This window comes from Paenibacillus riograndensis SBR5 (assembly GCF_000981585.1).
In the GTDB taxonomy this organism is placed as follows: Bacteria; Bacillota; Bacilli; order Paenibacillales; family Paenibacillaceae; genus Paenibacillus_AQ; species Paenibacillus_AQ riograndensis.
In genome coordinates this window covers 1158023-1182375 of the sequence record NZ_LN831776.1, presented here as the reverse complement: position 1 = coordinate 1182375, position 24353 = coordinate 1158023, and the positions used below count along the sequence as shown (strand labels likewise).

Sequence of the window (24353 nt, the reverse complement as noted above, 5' to 3'; positions counted from 1 at the left end):
CGGTGATTTACCGCTATAATTACTAATGTAAACGCTAACAATAAACGAAAAGGGGAAAGCACAATGAAGAAAAAGTTATTTTCGTTAGGTTTTGTTATTGTTACAGCCCTATCTCTATCCCTGACCGGCTGTGGCTCCGGCAACAACAATACTAATGCCTCCGCCACTAACGAGCCTGCAGCATCTGCTAAGCCGGATAACAGCGGCGGAAATGCGGCAGCAACCACCGAACCGGCAGCGGCAGGCGGAGCAGACATCAGCGGCAAAATCACCTTCCTTACCAACAGAACCGACATGATCGGCAAAGAGTATGACGAATATGTAAAGCGTTTTAATGAGAAGTATCCGAACATCAAGGTAGAATTCGAAGCTTCCCAAACCGACTATAACCAGCAAGCCAAAGTCAGAATGGCCAGCGGAGAGCTGCCTGACATCATGTTTATCCCGACAGTGCCTAACTCCGACTTAACGAAATATTTCGCCCCTCTGGACGATCTCGGCTTGAACGATCAAATTACATTCAAAGATTTCAAATCATATGACGGCAAGCTTTACGGTATTACAACGGGGAACTCCACCTCAGGTATCGTATACAACAAAAAAGCATTTGCCGATGCCGGCATTACCGAAGTGCCCAAGACCTGGGACGAATTCCTCGCAGCCTGTGAAAAGCTGAAAGCCAAGGGCATCATCCCGCTTGCTTCCAACTTCAAAGACAAATGGCCGCTGAACAACTGGGTTTACGACATGCCCCGCGTCATTGAAGGCAAAGCCGAATTCCCTAACGAAAAGCTGAATCAGGAAGCCCCGTTCACAATGGATAACGGATACGGCAAAGCATTCAGTTTGCTGAGAGAGCTTAATGAAAAGGGTTACCTGGAAAAAGACATCAACTCCACCAACTGGGAACAGTCCAAGAAAGATATCGCAGCCGGCAAATTCGGCATGTACTTCCTGGGCAACTGGGTTATCAATCAAGTGATTAATGCAGGCACCACTTCCGATAATGTAGGCTTCTTCCCGCTTCCTTATGACAACTCAGGCACAACAACCGCTGCCCTCAGCCCTGACTTCTTCTATGCCGTTTCCAAGGACAGCAAAAATGTAGACGCTGCCAAAGCTTTCGTGAAATGGATGATCGAAGAATCCGGATATGAAGATTTCGCCGGCTTCCTCTCACCGCTGAAGGGCAAGGAATCTAAACTGCCTCAGATCCAGGAATTCCAGGCTACCGGTGTGCAGCTTCAGGAAGCCACTCCGGATGAGGCCAAAGTCACCGAAATCGGCAACAAGGCACAGGTTGATCTGCCGGCCATGCTTCAGGAATTTGTACTTGCCAAAGATCCGCAAAGCGTTCTGGAGAAATGGAACAAAGCCTGGGCTAAATCTAAAAAAGACCTTGGCTATTAATCTAAGAATAGAAACTGCAACGCCAGCAATTCCATAAACATGGCGCAAAATGGATTATCGCCTTTACGGATAATCCATTTTGCCGTCAATAACAGAGCGCTATAAAGGAAAGAAGGTAAAGCGATGTTCGGAACGTTATCCTATAACAAACAGAAGACTATTATCATAGTGTCCTTCCTGCTTATTCCGTTGGCACTGCTGGCTACATTCACATACTACCCGGCTATTAAGCTGATCTATTACAGCTTCACCGACTGGGACGGCTACAGCCCGGAGAAGCCTTGGGTGGGGCTGGCCAATTACCGCGAGGTGTTCAGCAATCCCGATATCTTCAAGGTGTTTACCCATAACTTTGCCTATTTTGTAATGGGGCTTGTCCAGAACATCGTAGCGATCTATTTCGCTGTAGTGCTGAACAGCAAGCTGCGGGGCCGCAACGGGTTCCGGATCATGCTTTTCCTGCCCTACATTATGAACGGTGTAGCGGTTGCATTTATGTTCGGTTATGTGTTTGATACCACCAACGGTTCCCTGAATCTCTTCCTCAACAATATTGGACTTTCGTCTCTGGCCCAGACCAGCTGGCTTGGAACCGAAGGCCTCGTCAACTATTCTCTGGCCTCCACCGGCTTCTGGCGTTTCATGGGCTATAACATGGTCATCTATATCGCCTCCCTGCAGGCTATTCCGCGGGATATTTATGAAGCGGCCAAGATCGACGGTGCCGGCTCTTTTCAGACCCTGTGGAGAGTTACGCTGCCGAATATGAAGGCGGTTATCCAATTGAATCTCTTCCTCACGGTTACCGGTGCGCTGGAAGTCTTCGATTTGCCGTTCGTGCTCACCAAAGGCGGACCTGCGGGCGCGAGCCAGACCTATGTACAGCGCGTAGTCGATACGGCATTCGCTTTTAACAATTACGGGCTGGCTTCGGCGATGAGCATCATTCTGCTGTTCTTTGTCGTTATTGTACTGCTGGTGCAGCAGCTAGTTCTTAGCCGGGGAGGAGACAAGTAACATGACACACACCAAATTCCGTTTTGTTGATTTCATCAAATACTTTTCACTTCTGATCGGAGTCTTTGTCGTCCTCTTTCCGCCATATGTGGTTGTGGTCAATGCCTTCAAATCTACGGATGAGTTCAACTCCAGCAGCTCGATGGCACTGCCCAAAAGCTTCCTGAACTTCGACAACTTTGTCGCCGTCTTCCAGCGCGGGGGGCTCCTCAGCGGATTCGGCAATGTCCTCGTCATCATCATAATTACATTGACCCTGAACATTCTGTTTGGGACAATGGTTGCATATGTGCTTGGCCGCTTCTCTTTTAAAATGAAACCTGTGGTATTCGGCGCTTATCTGGTCGCCACCATTATTCCCAGCATCACTACTCAAGTTGCCACCTTTGGGATCATTAAAAATATGGGCCTCTACAACACGCTTGGCGCCCCTATCGTACTCTACATCGGTGCAGACGTGATTCAGATTATTCTTTATCTGCAGTTTATCCGCAACATTCCTGTGGATCTAGATGAGAGTGCCATGGTTGAGGGCGCTTCCCTGTTCAAAATCTACCGTTCGATCATCTTCCCGCTCCTGACCCCGGCGACAGCTACGCTGGTAATTCTGAAGACGATCAGCATTTACAATGACATGTACATCCCTTATCTGTATATGCCCAAACAGAGCCTTGGCGTGGTCACCACCGTCTTGATGCGCTTTCAGGGGGTCAACTCGGGCGAATGGAATCTCATCTGCGCTGCGATCCTGCTGATTCTGCTGCCGACAGTGGTTCTGTACTTTTTCCTGCAGCGTTATATCTTTGAAGGTGTAACCAGCGGGGCGGTCAAATAAAGGGGATGTGCGGAGAGGAATAACAACGTGGTGTCTACGATCCTGAGGACTTTTCGCAAAATGTGGCTGTTCCTGGCTAACCTGCCAATGGAGCGGAAGCTGATTGTTGTGTTTGTATTTCTGATTTCTATGCCCATCACCTATGTCAGCTATCTGTCCTCCCGCTCCATGTTCAACTCCGTTCTGGTAAATGCCACCGAGCGGGCGGGTCAAATGACCTCCAACGCTTCCGATACCATTGACCGCTATGTGGCCGATCTGAAACGGTATACTTCCCTGCCGCTGTATAATACCGATGTGCAGCTCTATCTGACGCAGAAGAACACCGATTGGGAAAAGAATACCGGGATGTCGATGTTCCTCAGCTATCTGAAGCACATGAAAAGCGAAATACTGGCCGTCTATATGGCAGACCAGTATGATTCTGTTTTTTACGATACGGCTGTAGGCATTAATGAGATTTTTCCGGCAGAACGGCTGTCCACATGGAAAAGCCTCAGCGAAGCCGGAGGAACCGCCCCTGTCATTCAGGGCAGACACAGCATCCGGGTAAATTCATCCGCACAGCGGGAAGTATTCAGCGTTCTGCGCACCATTAGTTCTGTAAGCACTTTGAAAAAAATCGGGATTCTTGTCTTCGATGTTGACATTAGCCTGTTCAAGGGGATTTTGGAGCCGGTAAATGCCGTGACCCAAGGCAATACACTGGTGGTGGACGATCAGGGGAATCTCATGTACGCCGGTGAGGGCAAAGCGGGGGAGACCCCGGAGGAACAGGCGCTCACCAGACAGCTGCTGCTGGATAAAGTGAAGCTGGATCAGGGACATTTTCAGATCAGGCTGGATGGGGTATCCTATCTGGCAGTATACACTGTATCGAAGCAGACCGGCTGGACAACCCTGGTCACGATTCCGCTCTCCAGCATCCTCTCGCCGATGGAAAAAAACCGCAACACCCTGATTCTGACGACGCTCGTGATTATTGCGTTTGCCCTGTTCGTCGCCACCATTATCTCTCATGCGCTGACCAAGCCCCTGAAATCAATGGTCCGGCTGATGAAGCAGGTTCAGCACGGCAATCTCGACGTCTGGCTGCACCCCAAATACAACGATGAAATCGGCATGCTTGGCAGCCACTTCAACCGGATGATCATCCGGGTCAAGGATTTGCTGCAGGAGGTCTCCCTTACGGAGAAAAGAAAACAGAAAGCCGATATGCGGGCACTGCAAAATCAGATTAACCCGCATTTCATTTATAACACACTGGAATCCATCCGCATGCTGGCGGAGAGCAGCGAGGACCCCCGTGTAGCAGAGCTGACCTATCTTCTGGGATTACAGATGCGCTACGGCATTGTCCGCAGTGAAGAGATGGTCACGATCCGCCATGAGCTGGACCATGTGCGGAATTATCTGCATCTGCTCCAGATCCGCTTCCCGGACAAATTCATACTGAATATTGCCGTGCCGGAGGCTTTTCTCCCGCTTCCCGTCATTAAGCTGGTTCTTCAGCCGATTGTCGAGAACGCGGTCTTCCACGGTCTGGAACCGAAGGAGGGGCCCGGCACACTGAGCATCAGCGGCTGGGAAGAAGACGGCAAAGCGGTATTTTGCATAGAAGATGACGGTGTGGGTATGGATGAGAATACCCTGCGTGCCTTGAACGGCAGCCTGAGGAACGGAGCAGACGGCGAGATGTTCGGCATCGGGCTGCGGAATGTGAACGAACGGATCCGCCTGCATTACGGGCCTTCGTGTGGACTTAGCGTGAGCAGCGAGATTGGAAAGGGCACCCGTGTCACCTTGAGGATTGAAGACCTCTCCGGCCATCTCCGGGAGGAATAAAATTTAGTTGTCTAAGGAGGATATCCGGATTGCTGCGTATAGTGATTGTAGATGATGAGATTCTGATTCGCGAAGGCCTGGCCCGGATGATCAGCAAGGAGAGCCGAAGATTTCTTGTCACCGGAACGTATGCCGGCGGCAAGCAGCTGCTGGACGCCCTGCCCTCCCTTCAGATTGATGTGGTCATTACAGACATCCGGATGCCGCAGGTCGACGGCCTGGAGCTGATTAAGCAGCTCAAAGCCGGATACCCCCATATCAGCACCCTGCTGATGAGCGGTTTCGTAGAATTTAATTATGCCCGGGAAGCGATCCGCAGCTCCGCAGTGGACTATTTATTGAAGCCAATCAACAAGGAGCAGCTCTTTGAAGTGCTCTACCGTCTGGACGAAGAACGGAAGAAGCTGCGGGAAAAGGAAGAACGCCATCGTTCCGGACTGCTTCTCTCGCTGCTGCATGTCGAGCAGCCGTCTGCAGTCCTGCTAAGCAGCCTTATTTTGCCCCAGCCTTACTTCTCCGTATTTGTGCTCAAGGGAAGCTCCCGGGATACCGTCTGCGCCCGCTCAGACAGTCTGCGGCAAGAGAAGGAGTTATTGATGGACTCTCTGGAAATACGCAAGGGGCTGTGCGTATGGATTTGGTATTCTGCTGATCCTTTAACCGCTGAAGAATTGAGTAGTATCGGCGGGCATATCCGCGCGGCAAGCGGCGGACAGCGGCTCCATGCGGGGGTCAGCGGCTCCTGCAGCGATCCGTCCAAGCTTAGAGCGTCCTACCTGGAAGCCAAGCGGGCCTGTGATGCGGGGATTTACAATCCGCAGCGGGTGCATTATATTACTGCTCAAGAGCTTGCGGCTGCGGAAGTGTGCCTGAGCGATCCTTTCCCGGCACTGCGCGAGCCGCTGATCCATGATCTGCAGATTCTGAATGTGCCGGGGGTGCTGGAACGCATCCATTCCTTGTTCTCCGGGCTGGAATCACAGCGCGCTTGTCCCGAACACATTCTGCGGGCTTGCCGCGAGGTTGAGGACACAGCCCGTAAGGAGCTTCAGGAATTCGAAGCGGTGTACCGCGTGAACGGGGAGCCTCCGCTGGAGGAAAAGATCGGGTCCAGCATGAGCTTCCGAGAGATCGAGCAGGCCTTCATCTCCAGCTTCTCAGCGGCGCTGGGCGGCATCCGCTCCCACCGCCTGGAGCTGTCCGGAACCGCCGTCGAAACCGTGAAGCGCTGGGTATCGGCCAACTACAACCAGCATGCCGATCTGAACATGCTGGCAGGCATGGTGTTTTTGACGCCAAGCTATCTGAGCAAGCTGTTCAAGCAGGAGACCGGGCTGACCCTGACCGATTATGTGATTGAGATCCGCATCCGGAAAGCCAAGCAACTGCTGAAAAATGCTCCCGATCTGAAAATCCACGAGGTCGGGGCCGAAGTCGGCTACCCCGATCCCGCCTATTTCAACAAGCTGTTCAAAAAAATCGTCGGCGTCACGCCGAACGAATATAAACGCATCTCACTTGTTTAAGGAGACTGATCTCTTGAAACCATGGTTACACCTATCGGATGAGCAGCACGGAATCCAGGTTTACGATACGACAGAATTATATGGCGAGACAGGCAGATTCCGTGTGCTGCAGTTTTCCGGGGACGCCATTCAGGGCGCCCTTGATCTGGACCACCCCCGGCGGGTGGTCTTCGAATACCCGCGGGCGATGATCCATTTAATGGAGGCGGGCGAGCCCTTTTTCGAGGATGTCTTTGTGATTGGACACGGAATTGGGACCATTGCCGGTTACTTTGCAGAGAAGCGGTTTAAGATAGCCGAGGTGAGTGCGGAGGTTGTGGAGCTGAGCAGGCAGCATTTTGGCTACAGCCAGGATAATGTCATCGTCGGAGACGGGCGCTCCATTCTTGAGGGTGAGCCGGAACACTGCTATGACTACATCCTGCTGGATGCCTTCACCGCTGACGGCACGCCCCGGCATCTGATCTCCAGCGGCTTCTTCGCCCTGGCCCGTTCCAGGCTGAACAGCCGCGGCTCCATCATCATGAACCTGATGGGCCGCAGCGAAAAGGACCGGCTGATGGGTGCCATCCACACGACCCTTAGCGAAGCGTTCCCCTACATCAAGGCTTTCGCCCTCCCTTCGGAAGGCACAGCCGATATCCGCAACATCATTATCATGGGCAGCGGCCGGCCGATCCGCTACCAAGCCCGGCAGATGGCCGGATTTGTAGAAATCACGCTGGGACAAGGCCATGTGATCCGGGACTAAGGCATCATTACATGATTACCAGCCCCAGCCTGCCTCGCCGCATTGTTCCGGACTCCAGCGTGCTTATTTGATTCTTTTGGCTTTCCGTACATAACGATCCTCATCATTCCTGCACGGCCGCCGGTGTCCCTTGATGGAACAACATCTGCCACAGCCCATCCCTGCACCTCCAAATGGAGCTGCGCAAGGTATATCCCCCGTTCTTGGCATTCAAGGTCTTGTAGGTCGCCAGCACAGCATCTTCGGACAATGGATGGAGCGCAAACTCACTTAGTGTCAGCTCCACCATCCCCGCCCCCTCTTCACCCATCAGATCCTTCTTGTGCCACACCCTGCCGGAGCTGCCATACTCCACAAATTCATCCGCAAGCAGCAGCCCAAGCTGCTGTGGAGATGTGCGTACCTCCGGGGTCAGCAGCTTCTCCTCCAGCCCGCAGATATGCTTACTCAGTGAAGCTACATTCATCATGGTTCCTTCCCTTCCAATCTCCGTCTTATCTGACTATTCGACATCTCAGTCCCTTTTCCCCTGCGGACCACCGCTGGTTTCCCCCAAATCCCCCATTCATCCGTTTTTTTTGCTAAAATAGAATAGTCGGCGCATTTTAAGGCAATCCTAGCGCCAGTCACTGAAACGGAGGCATTACCTGTGGATTATATTATTCTGGACATCGAATTCAACGGCCGCAAATTTGCCAGTGAGCATCCTATGGAGGTCATTGAGATTGGAGCCGTCCGGTTAGATGCTTCACTGCAATATAAGGATGAATTCTCGGCTTTGATCAGGCCCATATACTTCTCCACCCTCAATTCATTTATTAAGAAAAAAACCGGCATCCCCCAAGAGGATATCGACGTTGCCGACCGGTTCCCCAAGGTGATTACCGCCTTCCGGGCCTGGCTGGATCAGAGCGTGGACGGCGTGCTGCTCCTGACTTGGGGCGGCGAGGATATGAAACGGATCATTCAGGATGTGCGCATGCATAAAATGGACGATGCCTACTGGCTGGCCGCCACCTATTTCGATCTGCTCAAAGGCGTGCTGCGCGCCCGCGGCCTCACTAACGATATCAGCGTCGAAGGAGCAATGGCCCTGCTCGGACTGGAGCCTTCCGGCTCCGCGCACCGCGCACTGGACGATGCCAAGATGACTGCGGATATATTCCGCGCCGTCTTCCCCGATCTCGACTTTGAGCGTTCCCAGCACTATGTGGACACCTTCTCCAATGCCAGAGAACGCAAAACCGTCAAGATCGCAATCAAAGCCATGAAGGCGCAAAAGATCGTACCCACCTGGGAGCTGGTGGCCGAGCACTATTTTCCGGGAGAAGACGCTTTGGCCGATCCCCGGAAGCTGGCGGAACTCCAGGCCTATTTTGCGGCACAGCTCGGTAAGAAATAACACAACTCCATACCCGTAACTGGACAGCGGCAGTTTCCTTAGTGGGCATACTAGGGGGGGTGCCGCTGTCTGCTTCAAATATCAGGATTTGTATGTCCACGCCATTTCTATTTGCCGAAAATTAAGGTTTGACATTGCCGTTACGTAAAGGTGTACAGTGATTTTGTAAGCAGCTGCTTGCCACAACGTTGATGAGAAGCTATCCACGAACACACGCTGAAGAAAGAGACGGAGGCTGACAAGACTATGGAATATACCGTGCAGAAGCTGGGGGCACTTGCGGGAGTCAGCACACGAACCCTGCGGTATTACGATGAGATTGGCATTCTGAGGCCGGCCAGAATCAACTCCTCGGGATACCGTATCTATGGGCAGGCCGAGGTGGACCGGCTGCAGCAGATCCTCTTTTACCGGGAGCTGGGCTTAAGCCTTGAAGGGATCAAGGAGCTTGTCACCGCGCCGTCCTTTGACGGAGCCCGGGCCTTGCGCGAACATCATGAGAAGCTGCTTCAGCGGAAACAACAATTGGAGATGCTGATCTTGAACGTCGAAAAAACACTGGCCCAGGCCGAAGGGAGAATAACCATGAGCAATGAAGAAAAATTCGCAGGCTTTAAGCAAAAGCTGATTGACGATAATGAGCAGAAGTATGGACAGGAAATCCGTGAGAAATATGGCGAGAAGGCCGTGGAGAAATCCAACCGCAGGCTGAAAAATATGACGGAAGAGCAGCATGCCGCCATTCAGCAGGTTGAGGCGGAGATGTTCAGTGTGCTGGAGCAGGCGATGGAGGATGGCGATCCGGCAAGTGTGCTGGCCCAAAAAGCCGCCGACCTGCACCGCCAGTGGCTGACCTTCCACTGGGATACCTACTCCAAGGAAGCGCATGCCGGAGTGGCGCAAATGTATGTCGATGACGAGCGGTTCACCGCCTACTACGACAAAACCCGCCCGGGCACAGCTAAGTTTCTGAGAGACGCCGTGCATGTATATGCCGGAACGGAGCAGGATTAGGCTTATTCCTGGGCTGGTCTAAACATAGGGCTGGATCTATAAGTGGATGATTCTGCGAAGCAGCGGTTCTCTGTCATTGGAGAATCGCTGCTTCGCACTTGTGCTCAACCGCTGCTAGGAATTAGTTTTTATAACCCATTCTTCCTCCATTTCTTTGTAATACTTAATCTTCCCGGCAATCTTCTCCAGATTCCCGCTGAGCTTCCGCATCTGCGCCTCCACCCTGCTCCGGTGGGCTTCCAGCATCAACCTCCGCTCATGGACGGTAGATGGCCCCTGGCCGCGCAGATCGGAGTAACGTTTCATTTCCCGGATCGGGATGTCCAGTTCCCGCAGAACGACCAGGAATTGTACCCAAGCCACATCCGCCTCCGAATAAGCACGGTAACCCTACTCATTCCGCGCCACGCCCTCCAGCATGCCTACCTTCTCATAATACCGCAGCGTATGTGCAGACAATCCCGTCAGACGGGACATTTCTTGAATTGACAGTAAGTTATCCATGCTGAAATCATATCACACCCAATCACGGCTTGCATTAGAGCGCGCTCTAAGCTGTAATCTGGTCATAGGGTACGAAATTCATATTCAATGGAGGTTTTCTTATGACTACAGAACGTTATGAACGCGGTTGGAAAAAGTTAATGGAGGTGGATGGCACCGGCGGGGCAAAGGTGATTGAGTCGCTGCGGGACATCTCTCCCGATTTGGGCCAATTTGTGATTGAATTTGCTTTTGGCGACATTTATTCCCGTGAAGGGCTGGACTTGAAGCAGCGTCAACTCATCACCATTTCCGCGCTTACCGCACTTGGCGGCTGCGAACCTCAACTCACCGTGCACATCAATGCTGCGCTTAACGTGGGGCTTTCACCCAAAGAGATTGTCGAAGCGCTCCTGCACTGCACGCCTTACGCCGGTTTTCCGCGGGTGCTCAACGCCACCTTTGTAGCCAAGGAGGTTTTCGAAGAACGGGGGCTGGCGGTACCCCAACATTGATCCTCAGGAGGCTTAGCCGGGAAGCCGGTGCCTGCTGCATGTATCCCGCCCCTGCAAAAAAGAGCTGCCCCTTAAGCCAAGGCTACCGGGACATAGGCAAGGAGCAGCTCTCTCGGGGTGCTCAATTCTCCTGCGAGCCCGAACCCCCTCAAATGCTATAGACTGCGGTGCAGCAGCTCCAGCACCCTCCGCAGCTCGGCTACAGCGACCTGGCCCGGGGCCGAAGGCTTGTGTGCCGCGCCAAACGTCAGCGCCGAGCCGAAAATTTCTCCGGCCAGACGGCTGATTACACCTTCCCCTGCCATAGACATCGTAATGATCGGGCGGTCCGCATATTGCTCCCGCATCGTATTTGTCGCAGCCAGCAGGGTCAGCACATCGCCCGCCTGCTGCGGCATCACAGCAATCTTCGGCAGATCCCCGCCAAGGGCCTGCGCCTGGCGCAGCCGGGAGACAATCTCCTCCTGGGACGGCGTTCCGTGGAAATCGTGATTCGAGACGATCACGAATACCCCGCAGGCATGGGCAGCGGCAACCAGCTCGCGGACCACGTTCTCCTCATTGAACAGCTCCACATCGATAATATCCACATAGCCGCTTTCTGCGGCCGCCTGGTTCAGCCGGATATAATATTCCGTGGTGATCTCCCGCTCGCCGCCTTCCCTGGCGCTGCGGAACGTGAAGATCAGCGGAGTGTCCGGCAGGACGGAGGAAATCTCAGCGAGCGTTTTCCGGACTGCCGCAAGATCCTCCACCTCGGCAAAAAAGTCGCTCCGCCATTCCACCAGATCCGGTGCCAGCTCCTTCAGCGCTTGGGCCTCTGCCACCAGCTCCGCCATCGCAGCACTGATCAGCGAAACGCAGATTTTGGGAATCCCCTCCCCGAGGGTTACATTTTTAACCGTTACTGTGCCGCTCATTTCCTTCAGCTCCTTATGTATCAGCTTATAGCCAAGCTCATTTTACCGTCCAGCAGCGTCCTGCAGAAACTGCTCAACCTCCGGCAGATACGGCAGCGAAGGAATCGCCCCCTGCTTGCCTACCGCCAGCGCACCGACCGCATTAGCAAATCTGGCTGCTTCGGCCAGTGTTTTGCCTTGGGTAAGCTGCCAGGCCAAGGCTCCGTTAAAAGAATCGCCGGCAGCTACCGTATCCACGGCTTGCACCGGAAACCCGGGAATATGCAGGGTGCCTCCCTTATTCACAATCAGCGCCCCTTTGGAGCCGAGGGTCACAATGACGTTCTGCACCCCTTTTTGCAATAATATATGCGCCGCCTGCTCTGCCTCAGCAACGCTGTTCACGGCTATTCCCGCCAGGATACCCGCCTCCGTCTCATTGGGAGTCAGATAGGTTACATGCTGCAGAAATTCATCGTCAAGCTCTCTGGCCGGGGCCGGGTTCAGGATCACAGGAATTCCATGTCTATGTGCGACAGCGGCAGCATGTGCACACATCGCAAGATCCGTCTCCAGCTGCATAACCACAATTTCCGCCTGGCTGATGACCGGCTCCAGTGCTGCGATATCCGCTGGTCCCATCTCGATATTCGCACCAGGCACAACGATAATCCGGTTCTCCCCTTCTCCGTCCACCACAATAGAGGCGACCCCTGTAGTCTGCGTTTCACTTTGCCCTATATGCTCGGTATTGATTTGCTCCTTGCGCATCACTTCCAGCAGTTCGCTGCCGAAGGTATCCCTGCCCACTCTGCCGATCATCTGCACATCTGCGCCGAGACGGGCTGCGGCTGCCGCCTGATTCGCGCCTTTTCCGCCCGGAGACAGAGCGAAGCCCTGTCCGAACAATGTCTCACCGGCATTCGGAGCCCGGCTTGTGCGCACCACCATATCCATATTTAGACTTCCGATTATCACTATGCTCAATCTTTTCACCACCCTGACTTGTTACTCTCTATCTTACTCGGGATTACTAAGGTTTATCAAACCCCATTCCGCTTGAACGGACAGAAACTGTCTGCTGTTCTTATGGACCAGTGCATCCTCACATACTTAAAAGACACGGCAAAAAATGCCGTGTCTTCTCCTGAACGTATAGCTGTTCAGCGCCTGCAAAAGAATTACTGCATTACCCGGGGCTGCGCAAAGCCTACTCTTCGTAGATGACTACGGATTGGGATTCCGGCTCCCATTTTACAGTAGCTTTTAAGGCTTCACTGACAAAACGGGCCTGAAATTGCAACGCTACTCCAGCACTAGCCAAGGGGATCTATTCACAAAAGCCTCCATGCCTTATGAATTACTTTTCATTAGCAGATTATCCGGTTTACAAAGTTCGATATGCATTTTTCTGGAAATGTGCTAAAATAGGTGTGCAATCGATTCCACAAAAGTTTTTTTAGTCATTTGAGCAAACGTTTGCACCTTAGATCAAGCCTGCAGTTATGCCAGATTTCATTCTAATTATTATTTAGGAGGCTTATCAAGTGAACGAAAAGCAATTACCGTCAGTAGCTTATTTCAGCATGGAGTACGGACTGCATTCCGACTTCAAAATGTACGCCGGTGGCCTGGGCATCCTGGCCGGAGACTATATCAAGGGAGCCAGGGATATACAGGCTCCGATCATCCCCATCGGCCTCAAATGGAAGCAGGGTTATACGGACCAGAAGATCGATGCAAGCGGCAAACCTTACGACTCCTATCACAACAATGTCTATGATTTCCTTGAAGATACTGGAGTGAAGGTGACCGTTAAGGTCCGCAAGATTGATGTAGTCTGTAAAGTATGGAAAACCGACCATTTCGGCAATAGTCCCCTGTATTTGCTCGATACGGATATTCCCGAGAATGGCGATGCCTGGATTACAGGCCAGCTGTATGGCTGGTTTGGGGAAGAGCGGATTGCACAGGAGATTGTACTTGGGATTGGCGGAGTCAAAGCCATGCGTGCGCTGCAGATTCCGATCGACGTCTACCACTTCAACGAAGGGCATGCGGCACTGGCAGCCATCGAGCTGATCCGGGAAAAGATGTCCGGCGGCAGCTCCTTTGAAGAAGCCTGGAAAGCTACCCGGGAAGAGGTTGTGTTCACTACACATACACCGATCAAGGAAGGCAATGAGACGCACCCGCTGGACCGTTTGGAGTATATGGGCGCTTTTAACGGCTTGACCCGTGACCAAATGGAGCGGATCGGCGGCGATCCGTTCAATATGACGGTGGCCGGTCTGCGCCTGTCGCGTATTTCCAATGCAGTAGCCCAGCTCCATGCCGATACTGCAAATAAAATGTGGAAGGAAGTCGCCGGCAGATCGGAGATCATCGGCATCACCAATGCCATTCATACCCCAACCTGGGTGGATGAACGGATGACCCGCGCTTTTGAGGAAGGCGGCGACCTGTGGGCCACTCACAAGGAAATCAAAGGCGAGCTGATCAGCTTCATTGAAGAACGCTCGGGCATCTCGCTGAATGCGGACAATCTGCTCATCGGCTTCTCCCGGCGGGCTGCACCTTACAAACGCAGCGATCTGATTTTCTCCCAGCCGGAGATTATCGAGCCTTATCTGGAGAGCGGACGCATTCAAATCGTCTTCTCCGGCAAAGCCCATCCGCTGGATGACACCGGTAAAAAAATCGTCAGCAACCTCGTGGCGATGATGAAAAAATATCCGAAGAGCGTTGTCTTCCTTGAGAATTACGATATGACGATTGGTGCCATGCTGACACGCGGCTCTGATATCTGGCTCAACAATCCGCGCCGTCCGCTGGAAGCCAGCGGAACCTCCGGCATGAAGGCTGCCATGAACGGCGTGTTGAACTGCTCCATCCTCGACGGCTGGTGGCCGGAAGCCTGCATCGACGGTGAGAACGGCTGGCAGATCGGCGACGGCTTCGAGACTACAGACTTTGCGGTCCTGGATAAGCACGACAGCGATGCCTTGTACGACACCCTTCTGAAACGCGTACTCCCAACCTTCTACAAGGATAAGGATAAATGGGTACAAATGATGCACAAAAGCATCGAAACCACCCGTACCGAGTTCGCGAGCAAACGGATGCTGGAAGAATACTACAACCGGATGTACATCAAAGGTTAACCTGTTAGCCGAAGTCCCGCCTGCAGCTTCTATGGCTGCGGGCGGGGCTTCTTTTTATGTACTGCTGGCGCCGGATACTCTGTTGCGTCCGCCGGTTTTGGCCAAATACAACCCCTTATCGGCGTGTTCCATAAGCTGCGCAATCTCCTCCGGATTTGCAGCTTCGCCTGCGGCTGCGCCAATGCTGACCGTAAGGTGGACGCTAACCTCGGAATACTCATGAGGAACCGCCAACTGCTGAACGCGCGCACGGATTCTTTCACTAAGCTCCATTGCCCCGTCCACTCCGGTATCAAACGCTGCAGCCACAAACTCCTCGCCTCCCAGCCGGGCGGCAAACTGTCCTTCCCCCTTCATTTCCGCTTGAATCGCCTGTGCCACTTCTTTGAGGATCCTGTCCCCTTCAGCATGTCCATAGTTGTCGTTGAACGGCTTGAAATAATCGATATCTATCATGAGAATGGCAACCAGACTGCCAGGTTCTTCATTTTGGCTTAACAATCGCTGCATTTGTTGATCAAAGGCCCGGCGGTTTGGAATTTCCGTCAGCGCATCGGTAAGCGATAACCTCTGCAGCTCCCCGTTTGCCCGGGCCAGCTCCAGATGTACTTTTTCATTACGGATAATTTGCTCCTCCAGCTTCCGGTGGCTGGCTCCCAGCAGAATCCGGTTGTAATAATTGCTGCAGAAGTTCACATACAAAATTCTTGACGCCATCCAGGTAAAAAAAAGGAACACCGTCAGATTGATATAGTGGCCAACCAGCACATCCGAAGACGACTGAAAAAAAGGAAGCCCGATATATAACAGCCCTCCTGAGACTGCATACAGCCGCAGCACCATCTTGTTATTGAAATAAAAAATGACCGAAATCCCCACCAGGTTAATAACAAAAGCCATAACAGCCCCGTAAAGCCGCTGGTCCGACAATGTGACGGCTGTACCCCAGATCACAAATGTATACGCATATACGGTGAACAGCTTCTCATACAACCGGTAGCTGCCCTCCATCAGCTTGGCATCTCTTTCATAGGCGGTGGCTGCAAGCAAAAAAGCCACATTCAGTCCAATCATCAAAACATACATCATAAAGTAAAAGCTGAAGTGAAAGCTGTCATGAAGCTTGGCAATGGATGCTGCCAGATCAGTTACTGCCAAAGCCGATTCAATGCCTATGATGATTCTGGCAAACAGCTTACCCCTGGAAATATTTTCGCTTAACGTAAGCATGCGCAGTTCTCTGCGTTCCTCCTCTGTCAGCGTGAACGGCAGTCTGATCAGTCGGTCCAGCATGTTGTCTCCTCCTCGCCGCATGGGCTGCACGAAACTTCAACAGAATTATTATCGTTCATCCTTAAGCCTGAGCACAACAGAAAAATCAAGCTATTGCAGACTTATTTAAAATAATTCTAAATAAGTATTGATATTTCAAATTTTTTTGATAATATAGTATTTATACTTATTCTAAAATCAAATCCTAATAAGAGGTGGAATTATTCATGAGCGAGAGCCCTAACAAACTTACAACAAGCTGGGGAGCACCTGTAGGTGACAACCAGAACTCCATGACTGCCGGTTCCCGTGGACCAACACTGCTGCAGGATGTTCATTTGCTGGAAAAGCTGGCACATTTCAACCGGGAGCGTGTTCCGGAGCGTGTAGTTCATGCCAAAGGCGCCGGGGCTCATGGTTATTTTGAAGTCACTCAGGATTTATCCAAATATACCAAAGCAGCCTTCTTGTCGGAGGTGGGCAAACGCACGCCGATGTTCATTCGCTTCTCTACAGTAGCCGGGGAGCTGGGGTCTGCCGATACTGTGCGCGATCCCCGCGGCTTTGCCGTGAAATTTTATACCGAAGAAGGCAATTATGATCTGGTCGGCAATAATACGCCTGTCTTTTTTATCCGCGATGCGATTAAATTTCCGGACTTTATTCACACCCAGAAACGCCACCCTCAGACCCATCTCAAAAACCCCAATGCCGTCTGGGATTTCTGGTCCCTTTCGCCAGAGTCGCTGCATCAAGTGACGATTCTGATGTCAGACCGCGGCATACCGGCCACGCTCCGCCACATGCACGGCTTTGGGAGCCACACCTTCAAATGGGTGAATGCCGACGGTGCGGCAGTGTGGGTTAAATATCATTTTAAAACAGAGCAGGGTGTTAAAAATCTCGACGTGAAGCTTGCCGCCCAAATTGCCGGGGAGAACCCGGATTATCACACCGAGGATTTGTTCAATGCGATCGATCAAGGCGATTTCCCTGCCTGGAGACTGTATGTGCAGATTATGCCTGTAGAAGATGCCGATACGTACCGTTTCGATCCCTTCGATGTAACCAAAGTATGGTCGCAGAAGGATTATCCGCTCATTGAAGTAGGCCGCATGGTATTGGACCGCAACCCGGAAAATTACTTCGCGGAGGTGGAGCAGGCTACATTTTCTCCTGGCTCCTTCGTACCGGGAATAGAAGCTTCACCCGACAAAATGCTGCAGGGCCGCCTCTTCGCCTATGGTGATGCCCACCGCTACCGCGTAGGCGCCAACCACAACCAGCTGCCTATTAACCGGCCGGTTGCTGAGGTTAACAATAACCAGCGCGATGGCGCGATGATTCACGGGAACAACGGCGGCGGTTCCGTTTACTACGAGCCGAACAGCTTCGGCGGAGCGGCCGAGTCCCCGGCGCACAAGCCGGCAGCTTTTGACGTCTCGGGGAAAGCCGACAGTGTTCCTTATGATCATGACGATCACTATACCCAGCCCGGTGATCTCTACCGGCTGCTGAGTGAAGAAGAACGTGCACGCCTTGTCCGCAATATCGTTGGTGCCATGACACCTGTTGAGAAGGATGAGATCAAGCTCCGGCAGATCGGCCATTTCTACAAAGCAGATCCTGAATTCGGCCAGCGTGTAGCCGCTGGTCTGGGACTGACAGTACCACAGCAGGGCGAGTAACTCTTTTAGACCTGTTCACGATTACCCCCCGGCCTGATGACCGGGGGGTATTTATGTATGAAATACAGACTCTACGCTATTAATTAGCTTTCCAGCAAGTTCGTATCTGAGATGTATATCGGCCTATGATGCGAATCGGAGCTGCTCACTTTTGATAAAGCCTCATCCACTGCTCCAACTGCACTTTCAGCCCTTCTCTGGCCGAGGCCGGTTCGAGAATTTCCGCGTTCGGCCCATATTGCAGAATCCACTTGGTGAATTCCTTTTCATTATTGACAGTCACTTCAAACAACAGGCTGCCATCATTCTCATCGCTCATCCAGGGATGAACGAACAGCTCCTCTTCTTTAATGTAACGGGCGATTTCGGGATGAAACCGCACCCTGAATTTGATGTTTTTGTTGCCGCGGTCGATGGACCAGGTGTTTTTCAGATATTTTTTTATATTAAAATTCCCTTTATCAAAGCTCCGGTCAGTCACCTCCACCTCCTGAAAACGGCTGATGCGAAAAGTGCGGATCGCCTGCTTCAGATGACAGTACCCAATCAGATAAAAACGCTGGTCCCGCGGAATCAGGTAATACGGATCGATCTCGCGCTGTGTGAGCGCATTGCGGGATTGGGAATGATAGATGGCCCGGATACTCCGCTGCTCCAGAATGGCACCAATAATCGGCTGCAGGAAATTCCGGCTTTTTTTGCGGTATGCAGGTTTGCCCATTTGAATAATATCAGCAATATTTTCAAGTATTCCGTTCTGTTTGGATTTTTCCTTCAGATGGGTGCCCATGACCTTGTCATACGCAGTATGGAATCCTGGGGGGATTTTGTCCTGATTCAGAAATGAGGGTAAAAGAGAGAAGGCCAATGCTTCCTGTTCGGAGAAATCCAGCGGGTAGAGAAAAAACTTTCCCAAAAACTTATAGCCCGTCCCCCTGCCCTCGTTCGTTACAGGTGCAAAATGGCTAATGATCTCCAAATCCCTGTAGACCGTCCTAATGTTCACATCACATCTGATGGCCAGAGCCGAGGCGGTAATTCCGGGATTGGACTGGATGGCGTTAATAATCTTGAAGATTCGAATTACTTTGTCAGTCATTACTGTAAGCTCCTTAATTTCCTGTTATTCATGGTCGTTGTACTCGCCACCATAATAATATCAGTTCCCCCCGCTCCCTGACCGCCAGCAAAAATACAATACAGTGAAAACCATCAATAAAATGAAAAGAAAAAACATATGCATAGACATCTATAGCAAAAACCAGCTATGGCTTTTCAACAAGGCAACTCAAAAACTCAAGTGGAAAAAGTAAACTTAATTCCTACCAATACGGCTTCACTGCCAGTGCTACTTTTTCCCACTATTCCATATTCAGAGGAGCTTTTTAAGCTATTGAAGTAGACTAATTCCACCTCGCTTGCCTGCGGTCCCGCATGATACTACTCTTCCGTTTGCTTACTTCCATCCAACAAAAAAAGAACCCCTGCCCGCTGCAAGGATTCTTTTATTAAGATTTAAGCGGGTGATGGGAATCGAACCCACGCTATCAGCTTGGAAGGCTGAAGTTCTACCATTGAACTACACCCGCACAGGTGTAAAATCGGGATGACACGATTTGAACATGCGACCCCCTGGTCCCAAACCAGGTGCTCTACCAAGCTGAGCTACATCCCGTAATAATGGCGCGCCCTGAGAGATTCGAACTCCCGACCTTTTGATTCGTAGTCAAACGCTCTATCCAGCTGAGCTAAGGGCGCAAAATCTATATGGAGCGGACGACGGGAATCGAACCCGCGACCCTCGCCTTGGCAAGGCGATGCTCTACCGCTGAGCCACGTCCGCAAAAACATGGTGCGCGTGAAGGGACTTGAACCCCCACGTCGTGAAACGCCAGATCCTAAGTCTGGTGCGTCTGCCATTCCGCCACACGCGCACACCTTAGAAAAAAATGGTGAGCCATGAAGGACTCGAACCTTCGACACCCTGATTAAAAGTCAGGTGCTCTACCAACTGAGCTAATGGCTCTCATATATGGCTGGGGATATAGGAATCGAACCTATGAATGACGGAGTCAAAGTCCGTTGCCTTACCGCTTGGCTAATCCCCAACATGAATAATTAGCAAAACTACGGAAAAGTCCGTGCTTCAACGAACCCTTTGATGGATTCTCATCCCTGAAGCAAACTATGATGGCGGAACCGACGGGATACTCTTCACTTCGTTACGAGATTGCGATGTAATCCTTACGAAGCTGATGCTTCAACGAACCCTATAATGGATTCTCATCCCTGAAGTAAATTTTGATGGCGGAACCGACGGGATTCGAACCCGCGATCTCCTGCGTGACAGGCAGGCATGTTAGGCCAACTACACCACGGTTCCAAATTAAGTACTATGGGCTCCCCGGAAAGTAATCGGAATACACTACAAAGCATATCTTTACTTTTTGGGGTTAAATTGCGGGGGCAGGATTTGAACCTGCGGCCTTCGGGTTATGAGCCCGACGAGCTACCGGGCTGCTCCACCCCGCGTCAGTATAAAGCGTATTCTTTTGAAGAAATACTATGGTGGAGGCTGAGGGGTTCGAACCCCCGACCCTCTGCTTGTAAGGCAGATGCTCTCCCAGCTGAGCTAAGCCTCCATATATTTGGTTGTCCTCAAGGGAAAATAATTGGTGACCCGTATGGGATTCGAACCCATGTTACCTCCGTGAAAGGGAGGTGTCTTAACCCCTTGACCAACGGGCCATATCTTCATGCTCCAACGAACCACTGAGGGTTCTCATCCCTATTCAGGGAAGTAACGCTACGGAGAGAGAGGGATACTCTCACTTCGTTCGAGATTGCGAAGTAAACCTAACGAAGCTTATGCTTCAACGAACCACTGAGGGTTCTCATCCCTATTCAGGGAAGTAACGCTACGGAGAGAGAGGGATTCGAACCCTCGAGACGCTTGTGGCGCCTACACGATTTCCAATCGTGCTCCTTCGGCCAAACTCGGACACCTCTCCATATGGCTCCCCGAACAGGACTCGAACCTGTGACAACTCGATTAACAGTCGAGTGCTCTACCAACTGAGCTATCAGGGAAAATGGTGGGCCTTAGTGGACTCGAACCACCGACCTCACCCTTATCAGGGGTGCGCTCTAACCAGCTGAGCTAAAGGCCCTTCTATCTTATGTAGATATTATGGGCAAAAAAAATACCACAGAGTGTGGTTGTCCGCTTGGCGGCGTCCTACTCTCCCAGGACCCTTCGGTCCAAGTACCATCGGCGCTGGAGGGCTTAACGGTCGTGTTCGGGATGGGTACGCGTGGAACCCCTCCGCTATCGCCACCAAACGGGCACTTGCGGTGCAAATGCTTCAGGAATTTGATTGCCTGAAAACTGAATCCGAAACGAAAACTGCATTTTAGTTATTTGGATAAGCCCTCGACCGATTAGTATTGGTCAGCTCCACACGTTGCCGTGCTTCCACCTCCAACCTATCTACCTCGTCGTCTTCAAGGGGTCTTACATGCTGGGAAATCTCATCTTGAGGGGGGCTTCACGCTTAGATGCTTTCAGCGCTTATCCCGTCCGTACGTAGCTACCCAGCCATGCTCCTGGCGGAACAACTGGTGCACCAGCGGTACGTCCATCCCGGTCCTCTCGTACTAAGGACAGCTCCTCTCAAATTTCCTACGCCCACGACAGATAGGGACCGAACTGTCTCACGACGTTCTGAACCCAGCTCGCGTACCGCTTTAATGGGCGAACAGCCCAACCCTTGGGACCTACTTCAGCCCCAGGATGCGATGAGCCGACATCGAGGTGCCAAACCTCCCCGTCGATGTGGACTCTTGGGGGAGATAAGCCTGTTATCCCCAGGGTAGCTTTTATCCGTTGAGCGATGGCCCTTCCATGCGGTACCACCGGATCACTAAGTCCGACTTTCGTCCCTGCTCGACTTGTAGGTCTCGCAGTCAAGCTCCCTTCTGCCTTTGCACTCTTCGAATGATTTCCAACCATTCTGAGGGAACCTTTGAACGCCTCCGTTACTCTTTAGGAGGCGACCGCCCCAGTCAAACTGCCCGCCTGACACGGTCCCCGTACCCGTTTAGGGTACCAGGTTAGAACCTAGATACGATCAGGGTGGTATCCCAACGGCGCCTCCACCGAAGCTTGCGCTCCGGCTTCTACGGCTCCCACCTATCCTGTACAGATCGTACCCAAATTCAATATCAAGCTGCAGTAAAGCTCCATGGGGTCTTTCCGTCTTGTCGCGGGTAACCTGCATCTTCACAGGTATTAAAATTTCACCGGATCTCTCGTTGAGACAGCGCCCAAGTCGTTACGCCATTCGTGCGGGTCAGAATTTACCTGACAAGGAATTTCGCTACCTTAGGACCGTTATAGTTACGGCCGCCGTTTACTGGGGCTTCGGTTCACAGCTTCGGAGTTGCCTCCTAACCGCTCCCCTTAACCTTCCAGCACCGGGCAGGCGTCAGCCCGTATACTTCGCCTTGCGGCTTCGCACAGACCTGTGTTTTTGCTAAACAGTCGCTTGGGCCTTTTCACTGCGGCCCCCTCGGGCTATTCACCCTACCGAGGCACCCCTTCTCCCGAAGTTACGGGGTCATTTTGCCGAGTTCCTTAACGAGAGTTCTTCCGCGCGCCTTAGAATTCTCTTCTCGCCTACCTGTGTCGGTTTGCGGTACGGGCACCTTCTCCTGGCTAGAGGCTTTTCTTGGCAGTGTGAGATCATGACCTTCGCTACTGTAATTTTCGCTCCCCATCACAGCCCAGCCTTACGGTGTGCGGATTTGCCTACACACCAGCCTCACTGCTTGGACGGACATCCATCAGTCCGCGTCACTACCCTCCTGCGTCACCCCATCGCTCATAGCGGATTACGGTGGTACAGTAATTTCAAACTGTTGTCCTTCGACTACGCCTGTCGGCCTCGCCTTAGGTCCCGACTTACCCTGAGCGGACGAGCCTTCCTCAGGAAACCTTGGGCTTTCGGCGGATCAGATTCTCACTGATCTTTTCGTTACTCATACCGGCATTCTCACTTGTATGCGGTCCAGCGCTCCTTACGGTACACCTTCAATCTACATACAACGCTCCCCTACCCCTGATGCAAAGCATCAAGCCATAGCTTCGGTGGTGTGTTTAGCCCCGTTACATTTTCGGCGCAGAGTCACTCGACCAGTGAGCTATTACGCACTCTTTCAATGGTGGCTGCTTCTAAGCCAACATCCTGGTTGTCTGTGCAACTCCACATCCTTTCCCACTTAACACACACTTGGGGACCTTAGCTGATGGTCTGGGCTGTTTCCCTTTTGACAATGGATCTTAGCACTCACTGTCTGACTCCCGGCAAGAAGTCCATGGCATTCGGAGTTTGACTGAGCTTGGTAACCCTTGCGGGCCCCGCACCCAATCAGTGCTCTACCTCCACGACTCCATTCACCGAGGCTAGCCCTAAAGCTATTTCGGGGAGAACCAGCTATCTCCGAGTTCGATTGGAATTTCTCCGCTACCCCCACCTCATCCCCGCACTTTTCAACGTACGTGGGTTCGGGCCTCCAGTGCGTGTTACCGCACCTTCACCCTGGACAGGGGTAGATCACACGGTTTCGGGTCTACGTCCACATACTCAATCGCCCTATTCAGACTCGCTTTCGCTGCGGCTCCGGCTTCTCACCTTAACCTTGCATGTTAAACGTAACTCGCCGGTTCATTCTACAAAAGGCACGCCATCATCCATATAGAGGACTCTGACTTTTTGTAAGCACACGGTTTCAGGTTCTCTTTCACTCCCCTTCCGGGGTGCTTTTCACCTTTCCCTCACGGTACTGTTTCACTATCGGTCGCCAGGTAGTATTTAGCCTTAGCAGATGGTCCTGCCGGATTCATACGGGGTTTCACGTGCCCCGCACTACTCGGGATCCGTCTCGGAGAGAAAGCTATTTGAGCTACAGGGCTTTTACCTCTATCGCGGGCCTTTCCAGACCTCTTCGCCTATACCTTTCCTTTGTAACTCCATGTGAGACGTCCCACAACCCCAAGGAGCAAGCTCCTTGGTTTAGGCTGTTCCGCGTTCGCTCGCCGCTACTGACGGAATCACTATTGTTTTCTCTTCCTCAGGGTACTTAGATGTTTCAGTTCCCCTGGTCTGCCTCTTCACACCCTATGTATTCAGATGTGAGTGACTGCGAATTACCACAGCCGGGTTTCCCCATTCGGACACCCCCGGATCAAAGCTTGCTTACAGCTCCCCGAGGCAGTTTCGTTGTTCGCCACGTCCTTCGTCGGCTCCTGGCGCCTAGGCATCCTCCGTGTGCTCTTATTAGCTTAACCATCACGTAGATCGTTTCGCTTGTTCGCTCCGCTTGAGTTCCGATCCTCTTCACTGCTTACGCAATTCACAAGGGGATTTCCGCCCAAAAGTCGCTGCACAATCGAAAATCTTCGCTTTCAGCATACTAATAACTATTTCAACTTGTTCACACAAGTTTCAGCTAAAAGATGTTCTAAAACGCA

General features: G+C 52.1%; 19 protein-coding genes, 14 tRNA genes and 2 rRNA genes. 11 read left to right on the top strand and 24 right to left on the bottom strand.

What is annotated here, in order from left to right:
• Positions 1-63: 63 nt before the first annotated feature.
• From PRIO_RS05145 to PRIO_RS05120, 6 genes are all read left to right on the top strand, one after another.
• Positions 64-1410 (top strand): ABC transporter substrate-binding protein, encoded by a 1347-nt coding sequence (locus PRIO_RS05145; RefSeq protein ID WP_020426032.1) that lies wholly within the window; start codon positions 64-66, stop codon positions 1408-1410.
• Positions 1411-1533: 123 nt separating this feature from the next.
• Complete coding sequence (locus PRIO_RS05140) at positions 1534-2427, top strand: carbohydrate ABC transporter permease (RefSeq protein ID WP_020426033.1); 894 nt, start codon at positions 1534-1536, stop codon at positions 2425-2427.
• A gap of 1 nt (position 2428) precedes the next feature.
• Entirely contained in the window at positions 2429-3262 is an 834-nt protein-coding gene (locus PRIO_RS05135) for a carbohydrate ABC transporter permease (RefSeq protein ID WP_020426034.1), read from the top strand.
• Positions 3263-3289: 27 nt separating this feature from the next.
• The gene (locus tag PRIO_RS05130) at positions 3290-5107 is read left to right on the top strand and encodes a sensor histidine kinase (RefSeq protein ID WP_046501318.1); all 1818 of its coding nucleotides are present in this window, start codon (positions 3290-3292) and stop codon (positions 5105-5107) included.
• Positions 5108-5136: 29 nt separating this feature from the next.
• Positions 5137-6633, top strand: coding sequence for a response regulator transcription factor (locus PRIO_RS05125; RefSeq protein ID WP_020426036.1), 1497 nt, complete (start codon positions 5137-5139; stop codon positions 6631-6633).
• A gap of 13 nt (positions 6634-6646) precedes the next feature.
• Positions 6647-7384, top strand: a complete 738-nt coding sequence (locus tag PRIO_RS05120) for a spermidine synthase (RefSeq protein ID WP_020426037.1) — start codon at positions 6647-6649, stop codon at positions 7382-7384.
• Positions 7385-7487: 103 nt separating this feature from the next.
• Here PRIO_RS05120 and PRIO_RS05115 read toward each other — a convergent pair whose 3' ends face one another.
• On the bottom strand, positions 7488-7853 hold the full coding sequence (locus tag PRIO_RS05115; RefSeq protein ID WP_020426038.1) for a nuclear transport factor 2 family protein: 366 nt from the start codon (positions 7851-7853) through the stop codon (positions 7488-7490).
• 180 nt (positions 7854-8033) lie between these two features.
• Between PRIO_RS05115 and PRIO_RS05110 the strand changes: the two genes are divergently transcribed.
• The gene (locus PRIO_RS05110) at positions 8034-8786 is read left to right on the top strand and encodes a 3'-5' exonuclease (protein ID WP_020426039.1); all 753 of its coding nucleotides are present in this window, start codon (positions 8034-8036) and stop codon (positions 8784-8786) included.
• 246 nt (positions 8787-9032) lie between these two features.
• A complete protein-coding gene (locus PRIO_RS05105; protein ID WP_020426040.1) occupies positions 9033-9800 on the top strand; it encodes a MerR family transcriptional regulator in 768 nt (255 codons plus the stop codon).
• 114 nt (positions 9801-9914) lie between these two features.
• Here PRIO_RS05105 and PRIO_RS05100 read toward each other — a convergent pair whose 3' ends face one another.
• Together PRIO_RS05100 and PRIO_RS36370 are read right to left on the bottom strand one after the other, a co-directional pair.
• Positions 9915-10163 carry a MerR family DNA-binding protein gene (locus PRIO_RS05100; protein ID WP_020426041.1) on the bottom strand — a complete coding sequence of 83 codons (249 nt, stop codon included), beginning with the start codon at positions 10161-10163 and terminating at the stop codon, positions 9915-9917.
• A 27-nt stretch (positions 10164-10190) separates the two neighbouring features.
• Entirely contained in the window at positions 10191-10304 is a 114-nt protein-coding gene (locus PRIO_RS36370) for a MerR family DNA-binding transcriptional regulator (RefSeq protein ID WP_197545389.1), read from the bottom strand.
• 101 nt (positions 10305-10405) lie between these two features.
• Here PRIO_RS36370 and PRIO_RS05095 point away from each other — a divergent pair, with 101 nt between their 5' ends.
• A complete protein-coding gene (locus PRIO_RS05095; protein WP_020426042.1) occupies positions 10406-10798 on the top strand; it encodes a carboxymuconolactone decarboxylase family protein in 393 nt (130 codons plus the stop codon).
• 155 nt (positions 10799-10953) lie between these two features.
• On the opposite strand, the gene aroD is transcribed toward PRIO_RS05095, so the two are convergent.
• The 3 genes from aroD to PRIO_RS36580 form a co-directional block, all read right to left on the bottom strand.
• Positions 10954-11718 carry a type I 3-dehydroquinate dehydratase gene (gene aroD, locus PRIO_RS05090; RefSeq protein ID WP_020426043.1) on the bottom strand — a complete coding sequence of 255 codons (765 nt, stop codon included), beginning with the start codon at positions 11716-11718 and terminating at the stop codon, positions 10954-10956.
• 42 nt (positions 11719-11760) lie between these two features.
• A complete protein-coding gene (gene rbsK, locus PRIO_RS05085) occupies positions 11761-12675 on the bottom strand; it encodes a ribokinase (RefSeq protein ID WP_231869928.1) in 915 nt (304 codons plus the stop codon).
• Between the two features lie 232 nt (positions 12676-12907).
• Positions 12908-13021 carry a stalk domain-containing protein gene (locus PRIO_RS36580; protein WP_231869818.1) on the bottom strand — a complete coding sequence of 38 codons (114 nt, stop codon included), beginning with the start codon at positions 13019-13021 and terminating at the stop codon, positions 12908-12910.
• A 223-nt stretch (positions 13022-13244) separates the two neighbouring features.
• Between PRIO_RS36580 and glgP the strand changes: the two genes are divergently transcribed.
• Complete coding sequence (gene glgP, locus PRIO_RS05080) at positions 13245-14861, top strand: alpha-glucan family phosphorylase (RefSeq protein WP_020426045.1); 1617 nt, start codon at positions 13245-13247, stop codon at positions 14859-14861.
• Positions 14862-14915: 54 nt separating this feature from the next.
• Here glgP and PRIO_RS33705 read toward each other — a convergent pair whose 3' ends face one another.
• Positions 14916-16154 carry a GGDEF domain-containing protein gene (locus PRIO_RS33705; protein ID WP_020426046.1) on the bottom strand — a complete coding sequence of 413 codons (1239 nt, stop codon included), beginning with the start codon at positions 16152-16154 and terminating at the stop codon, positions 14916-14918.
• A 206-nt stretch (positions 16155-16360) separates the two neighbouring features.
• On the opposite strand from PRIO_RS33705, the gene katA reads away from it, so the two are divergent.
• A complete protein-coding gene (katA, locus tag PRIO_RS05070) occupies positions 16361-17821 on the top strand; it encodes a catalase KatA (protein WP_020426047.1) in 1461 nt (486 codons plus the stop codon).
• Positions 17822-17966: 145 nt separating this feature from the next.
• Here the strand turns inward: katA and PRIO_RS05065 are convergent, their stop codons facing one another.
• The 17 genes from PRIO_RS05065 to PRIO_RS04985 all read right to left on the bottom strand — a co-directional run bounded on the left by PRIO_RS05065 (position 17967) and on the right by PRIO_RS04985 (position 24170).
• On the bottom strand, positions 17967-18920 hold the full coding sequence (locus tag PRIO_RS05065; protein ID WP_020426048.1) for a helix-turn-helix transcriptional regulator: 954 nt from the start codon (positions 18918-18920) through the stop codon (positions 17967-17969).
• Between the two features lie 419 nt (positions 18921-19339).
• Positions 19340-19410: transfer RNA gene (locus PRIO_RS05060), tRNA-Gly, on the bottom strand.
• Between the two features lie 12 nt (positions 19411-19422).
• A tRNA-Pro gene (locus tag PRIO_RS05055) sits at positions 19423-19496 on the bottom strand.
• 6 nt (positions 19497-19502) lie between these two features.
• Positions 19503-19579 (bottom strand) — tRNA-Arg (locus PRIO_RS05050).
• A 10-nt stretch (positions 19580-19589) separates the two neighbouring features.
• Positions 19590-19664 (bottom strand) — tRNA-Gly (locus PRIO_RS05045).
• 7 nt (positions 19665-19671) lie between these two features.
• A tRNA-Leu gene (locus PRIO_RS05040) sits at positions 19672-19755 on the bottom strand.
• Positions 19756-19771: 16 nt separating this feature from the next.
• Positions 19772-19847: transfer RNA gene (locus PRIO_RS05035), tRNA-Lys, on the bottom strand.
• A gap of 7 nt (positions 19848-19854) precedes the next feature.
• Positions 19855-19929 (bottom strand) — tRNA-Gln (locus PRIO_RS05030).
• 197 nt (positions 19930-20126) lie between these two features.
• A tRNA-Asp gene (locus PRIO_RS05025) sits at positions 20127-20204 on the bottom strand.
• A gap of 75 nt (positions 20205-20279) precedes the next feature.
• A tRNA-Met gene (locus PRIO_RS05020) sits at positions 20280-20353 on the bottom strand.
• A 34-nt stretch (positions 20354-20387) separates the two neighbouring features.
• Positions 20388-20463 (bottom strand) — tRNA-Val (locus PRIO_RS05015).
• A gap of 31 nt (positions 20464-20494) precedes the next feature.
• A tRNA-Glu gene (locus tag PRIO_RS05010) sits at positions 20495-20569 on the bottom strand.
• 173 nt (positions 20570-20742) lie between these two features.
• Positions 20743-20832, bottom strand: a tRNA-Ser gene (locus PRIO_RS05005).
• A gap of 3 nt (positions 20833-20835) precedes the next feature.
• A tRNA-Asn gene (locus PRIO_RS05000) sits at positions 20836-20911 on the bottom strand.
• Between the two features lie 3 nt (positions 20912-20914).
• A tRNA-Ile gene (locus tag PRIO_RS04995) sits at positions 20915-20991 on the bottom strand.
• Between the two features lie 55 nt (positions 20992-21046).
• A 5S ribosomal RNA gene (rrf, locus tag PRIO_RS04990) occupies positions 21047-21163 on the bottom strand.
• 79 nt (positions 21164-21242) lie between these two features.
• Positions 21243-24170: ribosomal RNA gene (locus tag PRIO_RS04985) — 23S ribosomal RNA — on the bottom strand.
• Positions 24171-24353: the final 183 nt, after the last annotated feature.